Below are 18,095 nucleotides of genomic sequence, written 5' to 3' on the forward strand. Positions count from 1 at the left end.
TAAGGGGCTGTTCCATGCCGTCGACTTCATCCCCCCGGCGGAAAGCGCCGATGCGGCCTATCCCCTGACCCTGACCACCGGACGGGTGCTGTATCATTACCATACCGGCACCATGACCCGAAAATCCGACGGCCTCAATGAACGGGCTCCGGAATGTTTCGTCGAAATGGCTCCGGCCGATGCGGCAAAATTAGGGCTCAGCGACGCGGCCATGGCGACCGTCGCCTCACGGCGCGGCAGCATTCGCGCACGGGTCCGGCTCTCGCACAAGGCCTTTCCAGGGACGGTCTTCATCCCCTTCCATTTCGCCGAGGCCGCCGCCAACATGCTGACCCATGCCGCCCTCGACCCAACGGCCAAAATCCCTGAATTCAAGGTCTGCGCCGTCAGGGTCAGCGCCGCAGACAGCCTGGAGGGATAAACGAAAAAGGGCCTTTACCTGTCAGGTCATTTTGTTTATGATGTTCAAACAGTATACAAACCCTTAACCCTTCAGGCAGACAAAAGCCATGTCAAAGAAAGTACTTGTCCTTGAAAACACGGAAGGGATCGCCGAATTACTGACCATTTCCCTGTCGAGCGACTATGATGTCCTGATGGCGGCCAATGGGGAGGAGGCCCTGAAAATCATCAGATCCTCCAATCCTCCCCTGGTGGTTTTCGACATTGGCTCCCCGGACATGGACGGGATTGATTTTCTTTGTAAAATCAAGAAACAGTCTCCCCAAACCGAAGTGATCACCATCGCCGATCCCGGTCATATGGAAAAGGGCGTGACCAGCCTCCGATACGACGCATCGGACTTCATTGTCAAACCGGTAACCAGCATGGCCCTTGAACTGGCCCTTGAACGGGCCGAGAAAAAACTGGCCGTCCGGAAACGTCTTTCTCCGGCCACAGGCGAGGTGTTTCCATCTCTGATCGATACGGAGCGCCTGTCCATGGCCAGGCAGCTGTTCCGCGCCCTCTCTTCGGAAAAAGCCTCAAGCCCCTCCCAGGCCGAAGGGTTGATCTCCGGCATCCTGGCCCTGCACACCCGCAGCGGATCAATTGTCTGCACCACCGCCGAACACAAACGGCTCTTCGGCAACATGGAAGGCAAGAAAAGCTGGGAGATTTACAAACGCGGCAGCATCGCACCGGGGTCCTGTCCGGCGGCCCTGGCGTTCAAGACCGGCCATACCCAGACTCAGGACGTCATCCTGTCGTCCAAGACGGGGGATGAATTGAAGGCCAGATCCACAGCCACCCCTCTGGTCAATCATCAGGACCTGACGGATCTGGTGCTCGAAGTCATCACCCTGTGACGGGAGCGAAAGCACGCCGTCACAGGGTGTTATTCACAGGTGGAAGGATCAGTTGGTGGTGATGTGGATGGGGAGGTAGTTGTCTCGAAGCTGACGTTCCATTTTCACGACCCGTTCTTCGAGCTTCAGAAGATATTTTTCCAGCATTTCAATGTATTCGGACATTTGCGGTGAAATATCCAGATACTCTTCCCGCTCGATGAGCCTTGCTTCCAGTTGTTCACGGTGTTCGTAGATGCGTTCTTCCAATGTCGGCATACCCGCTCCCCTTTCATCAATCGTCAGACATTTCAATCAACTGAGCCATTTACGCAAATAAACAACGTTTATTGAACGACATTCTAAAAAAAAAAATGATCTGTGTACATAAGGTGATTCCTTTAAATTCATGGGGCATTATCCTAAGAACCCACTTTCGGACCACACCTGTCGGGCGAAATAATTCAAATGAATATACCAACGATTTCAAATACTTAAAAACCCATCGACGCCCATACCGTCAGATTGGGTTTAAATCACTATTTTTACAATGATATCGCTCATAAATTATCGGATCAGGGGCGTTATTTTCTATCCATTCACCATTTTTTTTGTTATAAAAGTCGGATTTGTAATGGAGGATATATGTTTGAATTAAATCAGGATGACGTTTTAACCAAGGTGAGCGTCTACCATTGGATGAGCTCCGGCCGATCCATCCACATCGACGTTCATCAGACGATGGCCGGAAAACTCGCCGCCCGTTTCGTGGCCGTCCCGAGCATGGTTCTGGTCATTGCCCGCCCCGAATACCAGGGCATTGGCGACACCGAGGAAGAAGCGCTGAACGACTGCATGGAAAAGATCCGTCATGTGGACATCAATGACATTTTCCCTCGAAAATAATCCAAACAAACGATTCCGGTTGATCCCGATGCGGATCAAAGATTGATTGCGTGCCACGTTCATCCTGTCAAGGAGAGTCCATGAAAATGTTGAACAAGCTTGCTCCGTTGGTTCTGGCCCTTATCCTGAGCCTTTCATTGCCGCTGGCGGCGGAAACACCCGCCGGCGACCCCACGACCAAAAATCAGCCTCCCCTGTCGGTCGACGATTACTTCAAGCCCCTCTCACCGGAAAAAATCCATACGGCAACCAGCATCAACATCCTGAAAAACCTCAAGCACCGGCATTTCCGGAGCATGGACATCGATGACGATTTTTCCAAGGGCCTGCTCGACAACTTCCTTGAAGATCTTGACGGATCGCGGATCTATTTTCTCGAAAGCGACATCAAAAAATTCGGGGCCTACACAACCCAGCTGGACAACGCCTTGAAAAAAGGCGACCTTGCTCCGGCATACGCTATCTTCAACACCTACCAGCAACGGATGATCGAGCGACTGATTTACCTGATCGATCAGTTGACGTGCTGCTATGATGCGCTGGATTTTGCAAGGGAGGAAACCTACGAATCGGATCGCAAGGATCTCCCCTGGATCGCCTCAACCTCCCAGATGAACGACATCTGGCGCAAACGACTGAAAAACGACATTCTCACCATGAAACTGTCCGAAAAACCCCAGGGCGATATCCGGGAAATGCTTGAAAAACGATACCGGAACCAGCTCAACCGGGCGGGACAGATCAAAAGCGAGGATGTCTTCCGCATCTACATGAACTCTTTCACACGGATGTACGACCCCCACACCCAGTATTTTTCTCCCCGGGCATCGGAAGACTTCAACATCCGCATGAGCCTGTCCCTCGAGGGCATCGGCGCGCTGCTTCAAACGGAAAACGAATACACCAAGGTGCTTCGTCTCGTTCCGGCCGGTCCGGCGGACAAATCCGGTCTTCTCAAAGCCGGGGACCGCATCATCGCCGTAGGCCAGGACCATGACGGGGAACTGGTGGACGTGGTCGGATGGCGACTGGACGATGTCGTCCAGCTGATCCGGGGCCCCAAGGACACCGTGGTTCAGCTGAAAATTATCCCATCGAGCGCCACCGACGTGCTTCAGACCAAAGTGATCCGCATCACGCGCAATACGGTGAAGCTCGAAGAGCAGGCGGCGAAAAAAACCGTCGTATCGCTGGAAGACGCCGGAAAAACGTATAAAATCGGGGTGATCACCATCCCCACCTTTTACATTGACTTCAACGCTTACCAATCCAAAGCCCCGGACTACAAAAGCACCACCCGTGACGTGGAAAAGCTGCTCGACGAATGCAAGGCTGAACATGTGGACGGCATCATCGTGGACCTTCGGGAAAACGGGGGCGGCGCCCTTCATGAAGCCACCAGCCTGACGGGCCTGTTCATCAAAACCGGGCCCACCGTCATTGTGCGGTCGCCCAAGGACAACTATTCCGTTTACCCCGACGACAATCCGGACATCGCTTACACCGGTCCTTTGGCGGTGCTGGTCAACCGCATGAGCGCCTCGGCCTCGGAAATCTTCGCCGGTGCCATCAGGGACCAAAAACGGGGGATTATCCTGGGATCCCAGACCTTCGGCAAGGGGACGGTTCAATCCCTTCTGGACCTCAACAAAGGCCAGCTCAAACTGACGGTGGCCAAATTTTACCGCATTCTCGGCGAAAGCACCCAGCACAAGGGCATCATTCCCGATATTCAGTTCCCTTCCCTGTACAATCCCGACGAAATCGGAGAAAGCGCCCTGGAAGAGGCCCTGCCCTGGGACACCACCACGCCGGTACGGTTCAACCCCTATATGGATATCGACCTCAAAGCCGTCATCGAAAGGCTCAACGCCCTTCACCAAAGCCGGGTCAAGGATTCCCCGGATTACAAATATTTGATCGAATACAACAATCATTTCAAGGAACTCCAGAAGAAAAGCACCGTGTCCCTGAATGAAAAAGAACGCCTGAAAGAACAGGAACAGGCCCACCAGTGGCTGCTCAATCTGGAAAACACCCTTCGCCTTGCCAAGGGTGAAAAGCCGTTTGACAATTACGAGGAACTGAAAAAATTCCAGGAATCCCAAGTGGCGGAAGACGATCAGACCGGCGACGAAGACGAAGGCGCCGAGACGAAAAAAGGGGCCCATGACGTGGTTCTCGATGAAAGCCGACGCATTCTCATCGACTACATCCGCCTGCTGAAACAAGCCCCGAAGGCCCGCTCATGAATCCATACGCTCTGATCATTGTTCTGGCCCTCCTGACGGTCTATATCCTGAACATGGCGGCGGACATCCTGAATCTCTCGATGATCCGGGACAATCTGCCGCCCGCGTTTGCGTCCCGTTACGACAGGGAAAAATATCAGAAATCACAGGAATACCTGAGGGTTAACACCCGCTTTGAATGGATCGGTTCAACCGTCAGCCTGATCGTTCTTTTTCTGTTCTGGTTTCTCAAAGGATTTCAGATACTCGACCACGGGCTGCGTCAACTGGGCCTTGGCCCGGTACTGACCGGCATCCTGTTCATGGGGATTCTGATCGGGGCAAAGGCCCTGTTGTCCCTGCCCTTTTCCATCTACAACACCTTCGTCATCGAGCAGGAATTCGGATTCAATACCACCACGCCCAAGGTCTTCATCACGGACAGGATCAAGGGGCTCTTCCTGGCCGTTGTGATTGGCGTCCCCATTCTTTCCGTGGTTCTCTGGTTCTTCGAATACGCGGGGCCCAGAGCCTGGATTTACTGCTGGGCGGCCATCGTGGTGATCATGGTTCTCCTGAATTACCTGGTGCCCACCGTTTTCATGCCCCTTTTCAATCGTTTCGAACCCATCGAAGACGGCGAATTGAAATCCGCCCTCATGGCCTATGCCAAAACCATTGCCTTTCCCCTGACCCAGGTGTTCCGCATGGACGGGTCCAAGCGTTCCAGTAAATCCAATGCCTTTTTTACCGGATTCGGAAACAACAAGCGTATCGTCCTTTTCGACACCCTGATCGAGCGTCACACCACCGCCGAACTGGTTGCCGTTCTGGCCCACGAGATGGGTCACTACAAGCTCAGACACATTTTAAAAACCCTCATCATCGGTATCGTCCAGACCGGTTTCATTTTTTATGTCCTGTCCCTCTGTCTGACCCGGGAGGGGCTGTTCGAGGCCTTTTACGTGGAGCAGCCCTCGGTGTACGCCGGTTTGATTTTTTTCTCCTTATTATATACGCCGGTTGATCTGTTGACCGGCATCCTGATCAATGCGTTCTCACGAAAAAATGAATTCGAGGCCGATCATTTCGCCGTTACCACCACCGGCGACAAGCACGCCCTCAAAGACGCACTGATCAAGCTCAGTGTCGATAATCTTGGCAATCTCTATCCGCATCCCATGTTTGTCTTTCTTCATTACTCCCATCCCCCCGTCATGAAACGCATCGAAGCCATGGAGGCGATCACCGTCTGACTGGGTGATCGCCCAACTTTTTCAAAATTATTTTTGACAAATCACAGGCCGCCTGTATATATGAATGAGCTTGTGCAATATTTTCATCACGATCGATTCATTAAGACAATGTAAACAAAACGGTTTTCAATGCTCCGGCATCGTCGGGTCAAGGGATTTGTATTTTTGATGCCCTTGGCCGTTCGATCCGGTATTCTTTTGAAATAACTGGTTATTGAGCGGAAATATTTACTTCTTTCTGTTTATGGCGAAACACATTTCTGAACAAGGAGGCTGTTTTCGTATGTCAATGATAGTCAAAAGCTGCAAAGAGTTTGTCGATGTTCTCGCGTCGAAAGCCCCCGTACCCGGCGGAGGCGGCGCCGCGGCCCTCGGCGGTTCCATCGGGATGGCCCTGTCCAACATGGTGGGGAACCTAACGGTAGGCAAGAAAAAATACGCCGACGTGGAAGATGAGGTGAAATCACTGATTGCGAAAGGCGAGCAGGTCATCGCCGACCTCAACCTTCTGGTGGACAAGGATGCGGAGGAGTTCGAGCCCCTGTCCAAAGCGTACGGTCTGCCCAAGGACACGCCCGAACAGGTTAAATTCAAAGAGGAAACCCTTGAGAAATGCAGCAAGAACGCCTGCGGCGTCCCCCTTGAAATCATGCGGAAGGCCTATGAAGGCATCAAAATTCACCAGCGGATGGGCGACATCGGCACGCTGATCGCCATATCCGATGTGGGCTGCGGCGTGGCCTTTCTCAAGGCCGCCCTGATTGCCGCACGGCTGAATGTGATCATCAACCTGAACACCATCAAGGACAAGGCCTTCGTCGACACCGTCACCGAAGAAATGAACCGCCTTCTCAGCGAAGGGTCAACCATTGCCGACGAAACCTTGAACGGCGTCCTTGAAAAATTAAACAAATAAGCATGAAAGGATCAACGAAACATGGCTGAACGACTGACCGGAAAACCTGTTGCGGATGCGATGAAAGACGATCTTGCCAAACGTGTCGAGGCCCTGAAAGCCAAAGGCGTGACCCCCAAACTCGGAATTATCCGCGTGGGCGCCCGCCCCGACGATCTTTTTTACGAAGGAGGCGCCAAAAAAACCTGTACCTCCATCGGGATGGATGTTGAGGTCTTCGAACAACCCGAAAGCATCAACGAAAGCGACCTGACAACGGTCATCACCTCCGTGGGTGCCCGCAAGGACATCCACGGCATTCTGATGTTCGCCCCCCTGCCCGCCCACCTGGACAATGAAAAAATGAAGAAGCTGATCCCGGTGGAAAAGGATGTGGACTGCCTGAGCCCCCTGAGCGCCGAAGCCCTGTTCGCAGGGAAAACGACGGGCTTCCCCCCCTGCACGCCCACGGCCTGCATGGACATGCTGGCCCACTACAAGGTTCCGGTCAAAGGCAGGAAATGCGTGGTCATCGGCCAGGGCCCCGTCGTGGGCAAGCCCGTGTCCTATCTGCTTCTCAAGGAAGGGGCGGACGTGACCACCATCTATCTCGACGCCTCGGGGACCCTGTGCGTGGATGAACTGAAACTGGGGGCAAACGGCATGGACGTCGCCAGTCATTCCACCGACAAAACCACGCCCGACACCTGCAAACAGGCCGAAGTCATCGTGGCTGCCGCCGGTTTCCCCAGACTGGTCAAAGCCAACGCCGCCTCACCGGGCCAGACCTTCATCGACGTGGGCATCAACGCCGACCCCCAGAACCCCGGCAAATATTGCGGCGATGTGGATTATGACGCCGTGGAGCCCATCGTGGCGCGTATTTCTCCCGTTCCGGCCGGTGTCGGCTCGGTCACCACCTCGGTGCTGTGCAAGCACACCATCATGGCCTGCGAAAAACAGGCCTGACCCCACTGAACCACTTAAAAAAACCCGGCCTTCGGGCCGGGCATCACATAAATGAGGCGGACGTCGGGGACGCTGCCGTAACGCCGGATGACGCGTAGCGCAGGTATCGAATATGTATCGAAGCCGTCAGATGCTGACTTCCACCCGGTTGCGCCCCAGCTCCTTGGCCTGGTACAGGGCATGATCGGCCCGGGTAATCAGCATGTTCGGGGTGGTTTTGTGATCGGGGATACAGGACGAGATGCCGAAGCTCATGGTGGTCCTTATCTGGTCCTGTTTCCAGGGCAGTGAAAACTCCTCGACTTCACAGCGGACATCCTCGGCCATCTGAAACACCTGATCGAGGGACCCGCCGGAAACAAGCACGACGAATTCCTCCCCCCCATAGCGGGCCACGATGTCCGTATCCCGTTTGAACGTCTCACGCAGGCGTTCGGCGATGCGCCTGAGGTATTCGTCTCCGGCGATATGCCCGAAGGTATCGTTGACCAGTTTGAAATAATCGATGTCACAGATAATCAGCGTCAAAAGCGTTTGATCCCGGTGCGCCCGCTTCCATTCAAAATCATATATTTCATTGAAAAACCGACGGTTATAAATGCCCGTCAGATGATCGGTGTGGCTGAGCAGCTTCAGCTCGATGGTTTTATCTTTGAGTTTGTGTTCATTTTCAAGGGCGTCCCAGTATTCACGGGCGCCTCTCAACGACAGCATCATCAGATAGAGGGAAAACAGAAAAATCATCAGGGCCAGATGCAGATTGATTCCCCTGGTCACCATCAGAATGCCGGCGGGATAAAGCATCAACACGTTGAACGCCATGGACAGGCGCCGTTCCGGAATAAAAGCGACCACGCCGCCGGAGCTCAGTCCCGCCATACAGATCGCCATCAGCAGCTTGGCGTTGAACTCGGCGACCTGGACCATGGAATAGGCGAATGCATACCCCCAAATCGCCGCCGTGGCGATGACCGACGAAATAAACACGGCGGTGTTGACCGTTTCATTATATTTTTCGATCTGATGAAAAAAAATCACATGGACGAGACGGATCAGACAGATCCCATTGACAAGAATCAAAAGGCTCAGGGCAAAGTCACGGTTGCGGCTGAAATACCCCCCGTCGAAAACCAGAAGAAACGATATCAGGCTGTAGATACCGATTCCGATCGACGATCGCCGTTTTAGGTCAAGCATGACCCTGCGATTCAAGGTGTAGCGTTTCAAAATCGTGGATGTTCCTTCCCCATAAGCCCCGCGTCAACCCCCTCCCCCCCAGGATCGGATTACCGTCGGCTTGATTGATAACGTTAGACTATTACATCCAAATCGTAGATTTCTCAAGACCAATATGACGGGAAATCATGATTGACCGCCTGGTACACGATAACGGCCGGCAAAGACGGGAGGACCACCCTTGATGACCGCGTAAAAACACTTGAAGTTCCGGCAGGGGTCTGATCTAATCAATGCCGTTCAACCGTTTAAATGAGGCGGGGACCTGTCCCCGGGCCCGACAAAAAAGGAGTGTTGATATGATCACCCGCAAAAGCGGACCATTTGAATTCATCGCCCATCACTGGCCGCCGAGGGACCGGGGCCCCGTCATCGTGTTCCTTCACGGCTCATCTATGTCCAAAGAATTCTGGGAACCCCAGATCGAAGGGCTTTCAACGGCATACTGCCCACTGTCCCTCGATCTCCCCGGGCACGGGGGAAGCGATGGCCCCGGCCGGGACAGCATCGACGGGTATGCCGACGCCGTTCTGGACTTCATCGCCATGGTCGTGCCGAAGGGGCATCCCCTGGTGATCGGCGGCCTGAGCATGGGCGGGGCCATTGTCATTCAACTCCTCATCAGGCGCCCCGACCTGTTTGACGCCGCCATCCTGATCAACACGGGGGCCCGCCTGAAGGTCCATCCCATGATTTTCGAATCGATCGGCAGGGACTTTGACGGGTTTCTTCGATCCATGCCCTCATTCAGCCTGTCTCCCCACACAGACGTGGGCCTGTTTGAAGAAACGATCCTGGCCATGGTGAGCCGGTGTGATGCCGAGACGGCCCTTAAGGACTTCACCGCCTGCAACGGCTTTGACCGGATGGACGGAATCCATGAAATCACCTGTCCGACCCTGGTCTTTACCGCGGAGCACGATGTTTCGACCCCGCCCAAATACGGCGTCTGGCTTGCGGAGCAGCTGAAAAACAGTGAGCGGGTTCACATCGACAGAGCCGGGCATTTTTCACCCTTAGAACAGCCTGACACCGTCAATCGTGAGATCAGCCGGTTTCTTGTCCGCAGCCTGAACCTGTGAGACGGGGCTTCCGGACTGATCCGGAAGCCCTCAGGCTATCAGTAGCAGTGTTCGGATGAAGGAAAATCACCGGATTGCACCTCGGTAATAAAGGCCTTGATGCCTTTACGGGCTTCCTCACCGAGATGTGCGTATTTTTTGACGAATTTGGGAACATGACCGGCATTGATACCCAGCATGTCATGCATGACCAGGATCTGGCCGTCACATTCCGGCCCCGCACCGATGCCGATGGTGGGAATCCGAAGCGCCTGGGTAATGGATTTGGCGATATGGGCGGGAATCCCTTCAAGAACGACGGAAAAAGCGCCCGCCTCTTCCACGGCCCGGGCATCGTTCATCAGACGTTCCTCGTCGCGCTGGACCTTGAACCCTCCCATCTGATGAACCGACTGCGGCGTGAGGCCGATATGGGCCTGAACGGGAATCCCGGCCTGTGCCATGGCCCGGATCCGATCACACACGGCGGCCCCGCCCTCGAGTTTCACGGCTGAGGCTCCGGCTTCCTTGAGAAAACGGCCCGCATTTTTCACGGCGTCCGCCACACTCACCTGATAGGACATGAACGGCATGTCTCCGATCACCATGGATCGTTTGCACGCACCGGCAACGATTTTCGTATGATACAGCATCTCCTCCATGGTCACATGCAGGGTGCTGCTGCCGCCCTGCACCACCATGCCCAGTGAGTCGCCGATCAGGATCATATCGATGCCCGACTCATCGAACATGGCGGCAAAGGGTGCGTCATAGGCGGTCATGGCCGTAATCTTCACGCCGTCCTTTTTCATTTTGGCCAGGGTTGAGGTTGTCACTTTTGCAATCATGGCATGCCCCTTTTTTTAAATGATAGATCATCCATCGGTCAAAGCCCGGGCCAGATCGATGGGTTCGGTCCGACAACCCCTCCGGAACGGCTCCGGAGAGATTTGAACGACAAATGAACCCGATACTAACAAACTTTGGCCGCCTGCGAAAATGTTTTTTAAACCGCCCCGACCCGCCGTGAATCAAAGGGGCATGATGGAATCCATCATCGAACCGACGGCGCACACCGACAGAGAGTCATCCGGGAGATCCATCAGAGAGCGTTGTTCCATGTCGTAATCCATCAAAAGCGGATCTTCGGGTATCCTGCCGACAATGGGAATGCCGATGGCATCGGCTTCCGCCATAAACGCATCATTCAACACCTCGGGCGCACGGGTGACCACCATGCCCCGGGCGCCGATGTTCAACTTGAGCCCATCGATCAGCTCGTGAATCCGTTTAAGGGCGCGCAGGCCCCGCAGGGAGTAATCGGTGACCATCAGCAGCATGTCGACCTGACCGCTGGTTCGTCGGCTCAAATGCTCCATTCCCGCTTCGTTATCCACGACAAGATACTTGTAACTTCCCGAAAGTCTTTCTGAAAATCGATTGAGAATATTATTGACCATACAGTAGCACCCGGTGCCTTCCTGACGGCCCATCACCAAAAGATCGAAATCCTTGCGCTCGATCAGAACCTGGTTCATCAAAAGTTCCAGGTAATTGATCTTATCCATGCCGGGGGGCAGCCCCTGGGGATCCCGCATGAAGTCCTCCCGGATGTCGCCCACGGTTTTCTCGATGGCGATTCCCATGGTCTCCCCCAGATTTGAGTTGGGATCCGCATCCACGGCAAGAATCGGTTTGTAATCCGTTTTGGTCAGGTAACGTGTCACCAGACAGGCGGTGGTTGTTTTTCCGGTTCCGCCTTTTCCGGCGACGGCAATCACTTTTCCCATATTCGTTTTTTCTCCTGCTCTCTTATGATAAACACATGGCGTTCGATCCGGCACCTCATGGAGCCGGATTATTTTCTCAGGGCTTCCCGACGGGCGTCCATCCGGCTCTTGAGCCGTGGAAACAGATTCAGGTCCGTATGGGGAAGAAACAAGGCCGCAATGTAATGATCCATGTATGACGGCGTTTCCGATAATTCGAAATTGGTCATGGCCTTGGTCACGTCACCCACATCACGACGCAGCCGGTTCGTCAGGGAGCTCATCCTGGCACCCATCAGTGAACCGTTGCCGATGAAGGTCACTTTGGACGGATCGATCTCGGGGAGGAATCCGATGGTCATGGCCTTTTCAAGATCAATGTAACTGCCGAACCCCCCGGCCAGAATGATCTGTTCAATGTCCCCGATGGTCAGCCCCACCTCTTCGAGGAGGGTCTGACAGCCGCTGTAAACAGCGCCCTTGGCCCGGATCAGGTTGTCGATATCCGGTTCGGTCAACACCACGTCCCGCCCGATCTGGGTCTGATCGGCCCACACCACCACATACTCCCAGATGTCGTCGGTTTTACGGATACGGGGGGTGTCCAGATCCCGGTTGAACTTGCCCCGGCTGTCGATGACCCCGTATTCGTACAAAAGGGCCACCATGGTAATCAGACCGGAACCGCAGATCCCTTTGGCTCTGACATTGCCCACGGTGACGATCATGGGTTCGAAGGTCACGGGATCCAGGGAAAAATCCTCGATGGCTCCCTTGGAAGCCCGCATGCCCAGCTTGATTCCGCCGCCCTCAAAGGCCGGTCCGGCGGAACAGGCGGTGCAGGCCAGCCAGTCCTTATTGCCGATGACGATTTCGGCATTGGTTCCGATGTCAATGTACAAGGTCAGCTTCTCGCTTCGGTACATGCCCGACCCCATCACACCGGCCACGATATCCCCGCCCACATAGCTGGACACCTGAGGGTAAACCAGGGCCATCACATGGGGTTCCAGATGAAGGCCCAGCCCGGCCGCATTGAGCGGGGGATAAAGGGTCGATGCCGGAACATAGGGCGCCCGCCGGATGTATTTGGGATTCACGCCGAGAAACAACTGGGTCATGGTGGTGTTTCCGGCGATGGTAATCGATGAGATGTCCTCGGGGTCAACCCCGGAACGTTTTTTGAGTTTATCGATAACGGTATTGATGGTGCCGACCACAACCTGTCGCAGCCTCTCAAGACCTCCTTCCTTCTCGGCATAGACGATGCGGCTGATCACATCCTCGCCATAGCTGATCTGGCCGTTGAATTCACCGTACTGAACCACGGCTTCACCGTCGATCAGATTGACCAACTGGGCATAGATGGTCGTGGTGCCGATGTCCAGGGCGACGGCATAATTCCTGCCGGTCGTGTCACCGGGCTGTATGTTGATGATACGTGACTTGTTGCCCTCGCGGATCGGTCTCTCGAGGGTCACCGTGGCCTTGAAATCCTGCATCCGGATGACATCGGATATCTTCCGGATGACCGGAAGGGTCAACTGAAGCTTGGATTCGTTGTGGTTCAGTTTCAGATGAGTGACCAACCGGGTCACATCCGAAGCATTGTCGGCCGCAGACGGCGGGGGCAACTCGACATAGATTTTTTCCACCGGAGGAAGAAAAAGACCTTCCTCACGGAGCTGGTTGAAATCCATGGTCTTGATGTGGGCCGTTTTTCGAGGACTGGGCGCGATATTCAGCGTGTTTTTTTCCACAAGCGATTCCGACGGAATCCGCACAACCAGATCATCTCCGACGTGTGAAACACAGGCCAGCCTGTAACCCTTGTCAATGTCCTCTCTGGTCAGCATCGCCGACGGCTCGGCGGGAATGCTCCCCTTCTCTAAAATTATGCGGCATTTCCCGCACACGCCCTCCCCCCCGCAGGATGCGTTGATGTGCACCCCGGCATTCATGGCGGCCCTCAGAATCGTATCGCCGGCTTCGATTTCGATTTCTTTGTTATAGGGAAGAAAAACAATCTTATGTTTACTCATTGGTTTCTCCTTCAGACACGATCAGGGATCAGGGACATTTGAGGCTGAATCATGCAACCGACCTTACAAACGGGACGATTGACAGATAGTAGGACGATACGCCTCTTTTATCAAGGAAATACCGGTTATGAGGATAAAAAAGGCCGGAGGATCGATTCCTCCGGCCTTGTGCGTTCAATCAGACGTTAAACCTCAGGGAATAAGATCAGAACACGCCTTCGACCTTGCCCGTTTCAACATCCACGTCCACACGGCGGAACGCCGGGTTCGATGCCGTACCGGGCATCAGGCTGATGGTTCCTGCAACAGGAACGATAAAACCGGCACCTCTGTAGGTGAGCACTTCACGGACCTGGAGCCTCCAGTTTTTGGGAACACCCTTGAGCGCCGGGTTGTCGGAAAGGGACAGATGGGTCTTGACCATGCACAGACCCAGACCGGCCAGTTCAGGATTACCCTGGATGCGTTTAAGCTGATTCTGAGCTTCACCGGAGAAATCGACTCCGTCGGCACCGTAGATTTCCGTGGCGATTTTTTCGATCCGGTCCTTGATGGGCATATCGAGTTCGTAGAGGAATTTGAAGTCGGTTTTTTCCTCGCAGGCTTCGACAACGGCTTCGGCGAATTCAATGGCGCCGTCGCCGCCTTTGAGCCAGTGCTGAGACAGCGCAACTTTGGCGCCGGCGGATTCGCACAGCTCACGGATCTTCTTGATTTCGTTGGGGGTGTCGGAGTAGAAGGCGTTGATGCAGACCACCGGACTGATTCCCGCTTTCTTGACATTGGCAATGTGGTGGAGCAGGTTGGCACAGCCCTTTTCAACCCATTCCACATTCTCACCGCTGTATTCCGCGGGCAGCGGTTTCCCGGGAACGGGAACCGGAGCGCCGCCGTGGCATTTCAGAGCGCGAACCGTTGCGACAACCACGGCGGCGTCGGGAACGAGCTTGCTGAAACGGCACTTGAGGTTCCAGAATTTCTCAAAACCGATGTCGGCGCCGAACCCGGATTCGGTCACGTGGTAGTCGGACAGTTTGAGACCCACCTGGTCGGCGATGATCGAACTCTGTCCGATGGCGATATTGGCGAAGGGACCGGCGTGGACGAGAACCGGCTGTCCTTCCACGGTCTGCATCAGGTTGGGATTCAGTGCGTCCACCATCCAGGCCGTCATGGCGCCGGCCACTTCGAGATCTTCCGTGGTGACGGGGTTGCCCTGCTTGTCGTAGGCCACGACGATTTTACCCATGCGTTCGCGCATATCCTTGAGGGAGGTGGCCACGGACAGAATCGCCATGACTTCGGAAGACACGGCGATACCGAACTTGGATCGCATCATGAACCCGTCGCGTTTGCCGTTCACGCCGTCGATACCGATGATGATGTTGCGCAGCGACTGACAGCAAAAATCGATGACCCAGCCCATTTCCACATTGGTGGGATCCACGTCGAGACGACGCATTTTCGTCAGGCGGGCAAGCTGTTCATCGTTGTAGTTCCGTTCATGCTGCATCCGCGAAGTCAGGGCGACCATGGCCAGGTTGTGGGCGTTCATGATGGCGTTGATGTCGCCGGTAAACCCCAGAGAGAAAGGCGTCAGGGGGATACACTGGGCAAGACCGCCGCCGGCTGCCGACCCCTTAATGTTCATGGTCGGTCCGCCCGAGGGCTGACGAATGGCGGCCGACACCCGTTTTCCGAGTTTGCCCAGGCCTTCGACCAGACCCATGGTGGACGTTGATTTTCCTTCGCCAAGCGGCGTGGGCGTGATGGCCGTGACATCTATGTATTTTCCCTGGGGGCGATCCTTCTGACGATCCAGGACGGCCCTGTAATCGATCTTGCCGAAATAATGGCCCTGGGGAAGCAGCTCTTCCTTGGTCAGGCCGAAGAGTTCCCCGACTTCATACACTGTTTTCATGTCTTTTTCCGCTGCCTGAGCGATTTCCCAGTCCGCATGCTTGGTAGGATCTAATGGCATAGTGTACCCCTTTCGAAAGTCAGCCGGATCGGCCGTAAATAAAATGAAGTTGAACATGAAACATGGCTGTCCGTATCGGCGTCGAACAACAGCCACCATTGGAATACGCTTTTAAAACCGATCTTTCGTCACGCCGAGTCGCTGATCGATGAAAAACACGCATCGAACAACAAACGATCATCACGAAAAAATGGACGTCAACGGGCGGGTATCCGGCTTGAATCCCACAGATTGTCAACAGGAAAACAGGGATTCACAAACGAATTCGTACACCCGTATTTCTTTCGTAAACGCTGTTCAATCCAACAAAGAAAAAAAAGGCGAAATCAACAACACCAGACAACTTAGTCATGTATACGATTGCGGATCATCGCCTAAAGAGCCTGACCCGTCAAGTTTTTTTTTCAAAAAATCAGCCCCCGTTTTGCAGAGAAAAACAGGGGCTGACCGGCACCTGACCGGCCGATTACGGCAATCATTCACCCCTCGTTTCCCGTCAAGGAATACCGCGTATGATGACACGATATTTATTCTCTTGATCATTGTTCTTTTGTATTGACAGCTTATCTCCCTCTTGTTAGAAATTTCACTGAACACATATTATTGTAACGCTGTATTCTAACAAAAAAACATTAAAATTAAATTACTTATACCGGTACGACCCGTTGTGGCCCCGTGCATACGGAAAGGTTCCATCTGTTTGGTGTAACACCGTTTCGGATTAACGGGCCGGTATGATCACGGAATGCGTTTTCAGTTTGATTCTACTGAAAAATTATAACCTTCAACCAATTATCATTGATTATTATTAAGGAGGTAACATTGGGTTTCCAAATGAAAAAAGAATCCTATGCCGGCGGCATCAAGGAGATTACCATTGGTAAAGGCGACAAGGCAGTTACCGTGGGTGGAGAGACATGCTATCCTTTCTACCAGTTTGAAGGTGAAATGCCCAACAAACCGAAAATCGCGATGGAAGTCTGGGATATCACTCCCGAAGACTGGCCCGAAACGGCCCTTGCCCCTTTCAAGGACGTGATCAATGATCCGGCGGCCTGGGCGAAAAAATGTGTATCGGAGTACGGTGCCGAAATGATCGTCCTCCAGCTGAAAAGCATCGATCCCAACGACAAGGACGCCGGCGCGGCGGATGCTTCGGCCACGGTCAAAAAGGTTCTGGCGGCCATCGATGTTCCCCTGATCGTCTGGGGTTGCGCCAACCCGGCCAAAGACGAAGAAGTGCTTAAACGGATCTCACAGGACTGTGAAGGTGAAAAGCTGATCCTGGGTCCCGTCGAAGACTCTAATCACAAAGGTATCGGCGCGTCGGCCATGGGTTACGGCCACACCCTGATCGCCTCGTCTCCCATCGACGTCAACCTGGCCAAGCAGGTCAACATCCTCCTCGAAAACCTGGGCGTCCCCATGGATCGTATTCTCATCGATCCCACCACCGGCGGTCTGGGCTACGGGCTCGAATACACCTACTCGGTCATGGAACGATTGAGAATGGCGGCCATGGCCCAGGGTGACGACAAGCTCCAGTTCCCCATCATCAACAACCTGGGTAACGAAATCTGGAAATGCAAGGAAGCCAAGCTGAAAGTCGACGACGCCCCCCTCCTGGGCGACCCGGAACGGCGCGGGATCCTTCTCGAAGCCGTGGGCGCCGTGTCCTACCTGATGGCCGGTTCCGACATCCTGATCATGCGTCATCCCGAATCCATCCGTCTTGTCAAAGCGTACATCGGTCTTCTGGCAAACGGCGGATCGGCCATGGATGTCGCGCCCATCACAAAACGGTTGGATGACGTGGACATTGATTTCACCAAACTGGCCCCCAAACCCGATCTGACCATCGAGGAAGAGAAGAAGGCCGCGCCGAAAAAAGAGGCTCCCAAAGCCGCCGCACCGAAAGCCGAAGCGCCCAAGGCCGCTCCCGCCGCCGCTCCTGCGGCAGCTGCTGCTCCGGCCGCTCCCGCCGCCGCTGCTCCTGCTGCTGCAGCCGCTCCGGCCGCCCCGACCGCTCCGGCGATCGATCCCGCTGTGGCCGCTGCTGCGCTCCAGGCCCAGGCTGAAGCCGCCGCCAAAGCCAAGGCCGACGCCGAGGCCAAGGCAAAAGCCGATGCGGAAGCCAAAGTAAAGGCCGAAGCTGCCGCCAAAGCGAAGGCTGAAGCCGACGCGCGAGCCGCCGACAAAGCCAGACGGGATGCCGAAGAAGTCGAAATCAGACTCAAACGCGCCGCGGCCCGGGAAGAAATCGCCGCCAAGCGTGCAAAACGCGAGATCACCTTCACCCCGGCAAACGAGCAGAAAACCGTTCACGACAAAATGCTCGACCGGCTCGTGTCGATTCACAAGCGGGCATCGTAATGCAATTGTTTACCATGGATTGAAGGCCTGAGTTCACAAAGTATCGTTTATCAGGCACAGCACGCCGTCATCATTATAATATGAGGAGGA

At 54.5% G+C, this 18,095-nt stretch carries 15 protein-coding genes; 9 read left to right on the forward strand and 6 right to left on the reverse strand.

Annotated features, from left to right (window positions below; translation table 11 throughout):
- Both ACYQ11_RS19725 and ACYQ11_RS19730 read left to right on the forward strand, forming a co-directional pair.
- Positions 1-421 (forward strand): molybdopterin oxidoreductase family protein (locus ACYQ11_RS19725; RefSeq protein WP_459925541.1); only part of this gene is annotated, 421 nt, incomplete at its 5' end.
- An 88-nt stretch (positions 422-509) separates the two neighbouring features.
- Positions 510-1,307 (forward strand): response regulator, encoded by a 798-nt coding sequence (locus ACYQ11_RS19730; protein ID WP_459925542.1) that lies wholly within the window; start codon positions 510-512, stop codon positions 1,305-1,307.
- Positions 1,308-1,355: 48 nt separating this feature from the next.
- Here the strand turns inward: ACYQ11_RS19730 and ACYQ11_RS19735 are convergent, their stop codons facing one another.
- Positions 1,356-1,565, reverse strand: a complete 210-nt coding sequence (locus tag ACYQ11_RS19735; RefSeq protein WP_459925543.1) for a hypothetical protein — start codon at positions 1,563-1,565, stop codon at positions 1,356-1,358.
- 366 nt (positions 1,566-1,931) lie between these two features.
- Between ACYQ11_RS19735 and ACYQ11_RS19740 the strand changes: the two genes are divergently transcribed.
- From ACYQ11_RS19740 to ACYQ11_RS19760, 5 genes are all read left to right on the forward strand, one after another.
- Positions 1,932-2,192, forward strand: a complete 261-nt coding sequence (locus ACYQ11_RS19740; RefSeq protein WP_459925544.1) for a hypothetical protein — start codon at positions 1,932-1,934, stop codon at positions 2,190-2,192.
- An 80-nt stretch (positions 2,193-2,272) separates the two neighbouring features.
- Positions 2,273-4,444: a carboxy terminal-processing peptidase gene (locus ACYQ11_RS19745; RefSeq protein WP_459925545.1), complete on the forward strand. Its 2,172-nt coding sequence runs from the start codon at positions 2,273-2,275 to the stop codon at positions 4,442-4,444.
- The gene (locus tag ACYQ11_RS19750; RefSeq protein WP_459925546.1) at positions 4,441-5,679 is read left to right on the forward strand and encodes a M48 family metallopeptidase; all 1,239 of its coding nucleotides are present in this window, start codon (positions 4,441-4,443) and stop codon (positions 5,677-5,679) included. The genes ACYQ11_RS19745 and ACYQ11_RS19750 overlap by 4 nt, the downstream gene beginning before the upstream one ends.
- A gap of 283 nt (positions 5,680-5,962) precedes the next feature.
- Positions 5,963-6,595 (forward strand): cyclodeaminase/cyclohydrolase family protein, encoded by a 633-nt coding sequence (locus ACYQ11_RS19755; RefSeq protein WP_459925547.1) that lies wholly within the window; start codon positions 5,963-5,965, stop codon positions 6,593-6,595.
- 21 nt (positions 6,596-6,616) lie between these two features.
- Complete coding sequence (locus ACYQ11_RS19760; RefSeq protein WP_459925548.1) at positions 6,617-7,543, forward strand: bifunctional 5,10-methylenetetrahydrofolate dehydrogenase/5,10-methenyltetrahydrofolate cyclohydrolase; 927 nt, start codon at positions 6,617-6,619, stop codon at positions 7,541-7,543.
- Between the two features lie 126 nt (positions 7,544-7,669).
- Here the strand turns inward: ACYQ11_RS19760 and ACYQ11_RS19765 are convergent, their stop codons facing one another.
- Entirely contained in the window at positions 7,670-8,770 is a 1,101-nt protein-coding gene (locus ACYQ11_RS19765) for a GGDEF domain-containing protein (protein ID WP_459925549.1), read from the reverse strand.
- Between the two features lie 308 nt (positions 8,771-9,078).
- Between ACYQ11_RS19765 and ACYQ11_RS19770 the strand changes: the two genes are divergently transcribed.
- Positions 9,079-9,861 carry an alpha/beta fold hydrolase gene (locus ACYQ11_RS19770; protein ID WP_459925550.1) on the forward strand — a complete coding sequence of 261 codons (783 nt, stop codon included), beginning with the start codon at positions 9,079-9,081 and terminating at the stop codon, positions 9,859-9,861.
- A 38-nt stretch (positions 9,862-9,899) separates the two neighbouring features.
- Here the strand turns inward: ACYQ11_RS19770 and panB are convergent, their stop codons facing one another.
- The 4 genes from panB to ACYQ11_RS19790 all read right to left on the reverse strand — a co-directional run bounded on the left by panB (position 9,900) and on the right by ACYQ11_RS19790 (position 15,632).
- Complete coding sequence (panB, locus tag ACYQ11_RS19775; RefSeq protein WP_459925551.1) at positions 9,900-10,688, reverse strand: 3-methyl-2-oxobutanoate hydroxymethyltransferase; 789 nt, start codon at positions 10,686-10,688, stop codon at positions 9,900-9,902.
- Between the two features lie 183 nt (positions 10,689-10,871).
- Positions 10,872-11,630 carry an ATP-binding protein gene (locus ACYQ11_RS19780; protein WP_459925552.1) on the reverse strand — a complete coding sequence of 253 codons (759 nt, stop codon included), beginning with the start codon at positions 11,628-11,630 and terminating at the stop codon, positions 10,872-10,874.
- A 68-nt stretch (positions 11,631-11,698) separates the two neighbouring features.
- Positions 11,699-13,651, reverse strand: a complete 1,953-nt coding sequence (locus tag ACYQ11_RS19785) for an ASKHA domain-containing protein (RefSeq protein WP_459925553.1) — start codon at positions 13,649-13,651, stop codon at positions 11,699-11,701.
- 205 nt (positions 13,652-13,856) lie between these two features.
- Positions 13,857-15,632 carry a formate--tetrahydrofolate ligase gene (locus ACYQ11_RS19790; protein WP_459925554.1) on the reverse strand — a complete coding sequence of 592 codons (1,776 nt, stop codon included), beginning with the start codon at positions 15,630-15,632 and terminating at the stop codon, positions 13,857-13,859.
- An 822-nt stretch (positions 15,633-16,454) separates the two neighbouring features.
- Here ACYQ11_RS19790 and ACYQ11_RS19795 point away from each other — a divergent pair.
- Positions 16,455-18,005 carry an acetyl-CoA decarbonylase/synthase complex subunit delta gene (locus ACYQ11_RS19795; protein ID WP_459925555.1) on the forward strand — a complete coding sequence of 517 codons (1,551 nt, stop codon included), beginning with the start codon at positions 16,455-16,457 and terminating at the stop codon, positions 18,003-18,005.
- Positions 18,006-18,095 lie beyond the last annotated feature (90 nt).

It is taken from the genome of Desulfatiferula olefinivorans, from assembly GCF_054657895.1.

Coding starts and splice junctions, on each gene's coding strand:
- panB (WP_459925551.1), bottom strand. CDS start 10,688: ATGATTGCAAAAGTGACAACCTCAACCCTGGCCAAAATGAAAAAGGAC.
- ACYQ11_RS19780 (WP_459925552.1), bottom strand. CDS start 11,630: ATGGGAAAAGTGATTGCCGTCGCCGGAAAAGGCGGAACCGGAAAAACA.
- ACYQ11_RS19730 (WP_459925542.1), top strand. CDS start 510: ATGTCAAAGAAAGTACTTGTCCTTGAAAACACGGAAGGGATCGCCGAA.
- ACYQ11_RS19760 (WP_459925548.1), top strand. CDS start 6,617: ATGGCTGAACGACTGACCGGAAAACCTGTTGCGGATGCGATGAAAGAC.
- ACYQ11_RS19790 (WP_459925554.1), bottom strand. CDS start 15,632: ATGCCATTAGATCCTACCAAGCATGCGGACTGGGAAATCGCTCAGGCA.
- ACYQ11_RS19785 (WP_459925553.1), bottom strand. CDS start 13,651: ATGAGTAAACATAAGATTGTTTTTCTTCCCTATAACAAAGAAATCGAA.
- ACYQ11_RS19740 (WP_459925544.1), top strand. CDS start 1,932: ATGTTTGAATTAAATCAGGATGACGTTTTAACCAAGGTGAGCGTCTAC.
- ACYQ11_RS19750 (WP_459925546.1), top strand. CDS start 4,441: ATGAATCCATACGCTCTGATCATTGTTCTGGCCCTCCTGACGGTCTAT.
- ACYQ11_RS19770 (WP_459925550.1), top strand. CDS start 9,079: ATGATCACCCGCAAAAGCGGACCATTTGAATTCATCGCCCATCACTGG.
- ACYQ11_RS19745 (WP_459925545.1), top strand. CDS start 2,273: ATGAAAATGTTGAACAAGCTTGCTCCGTTGGTTCTGGCCCTTATCCTG.
- ACYQ11_RS19755 (WP_459925547.1), top strand. CDS start 5,963: ATGTCAATGATAGTCAAAAGCTGCAAAGAGTTTGTCGATGTTCTCGCG.
- ACYQ11_RS19735 (WP_459925543.1), bottom strand. CDS start 1,565: ATGCCGACATTGGAAGAACGCATCTACGAACACCGTGAACAACTGGAA.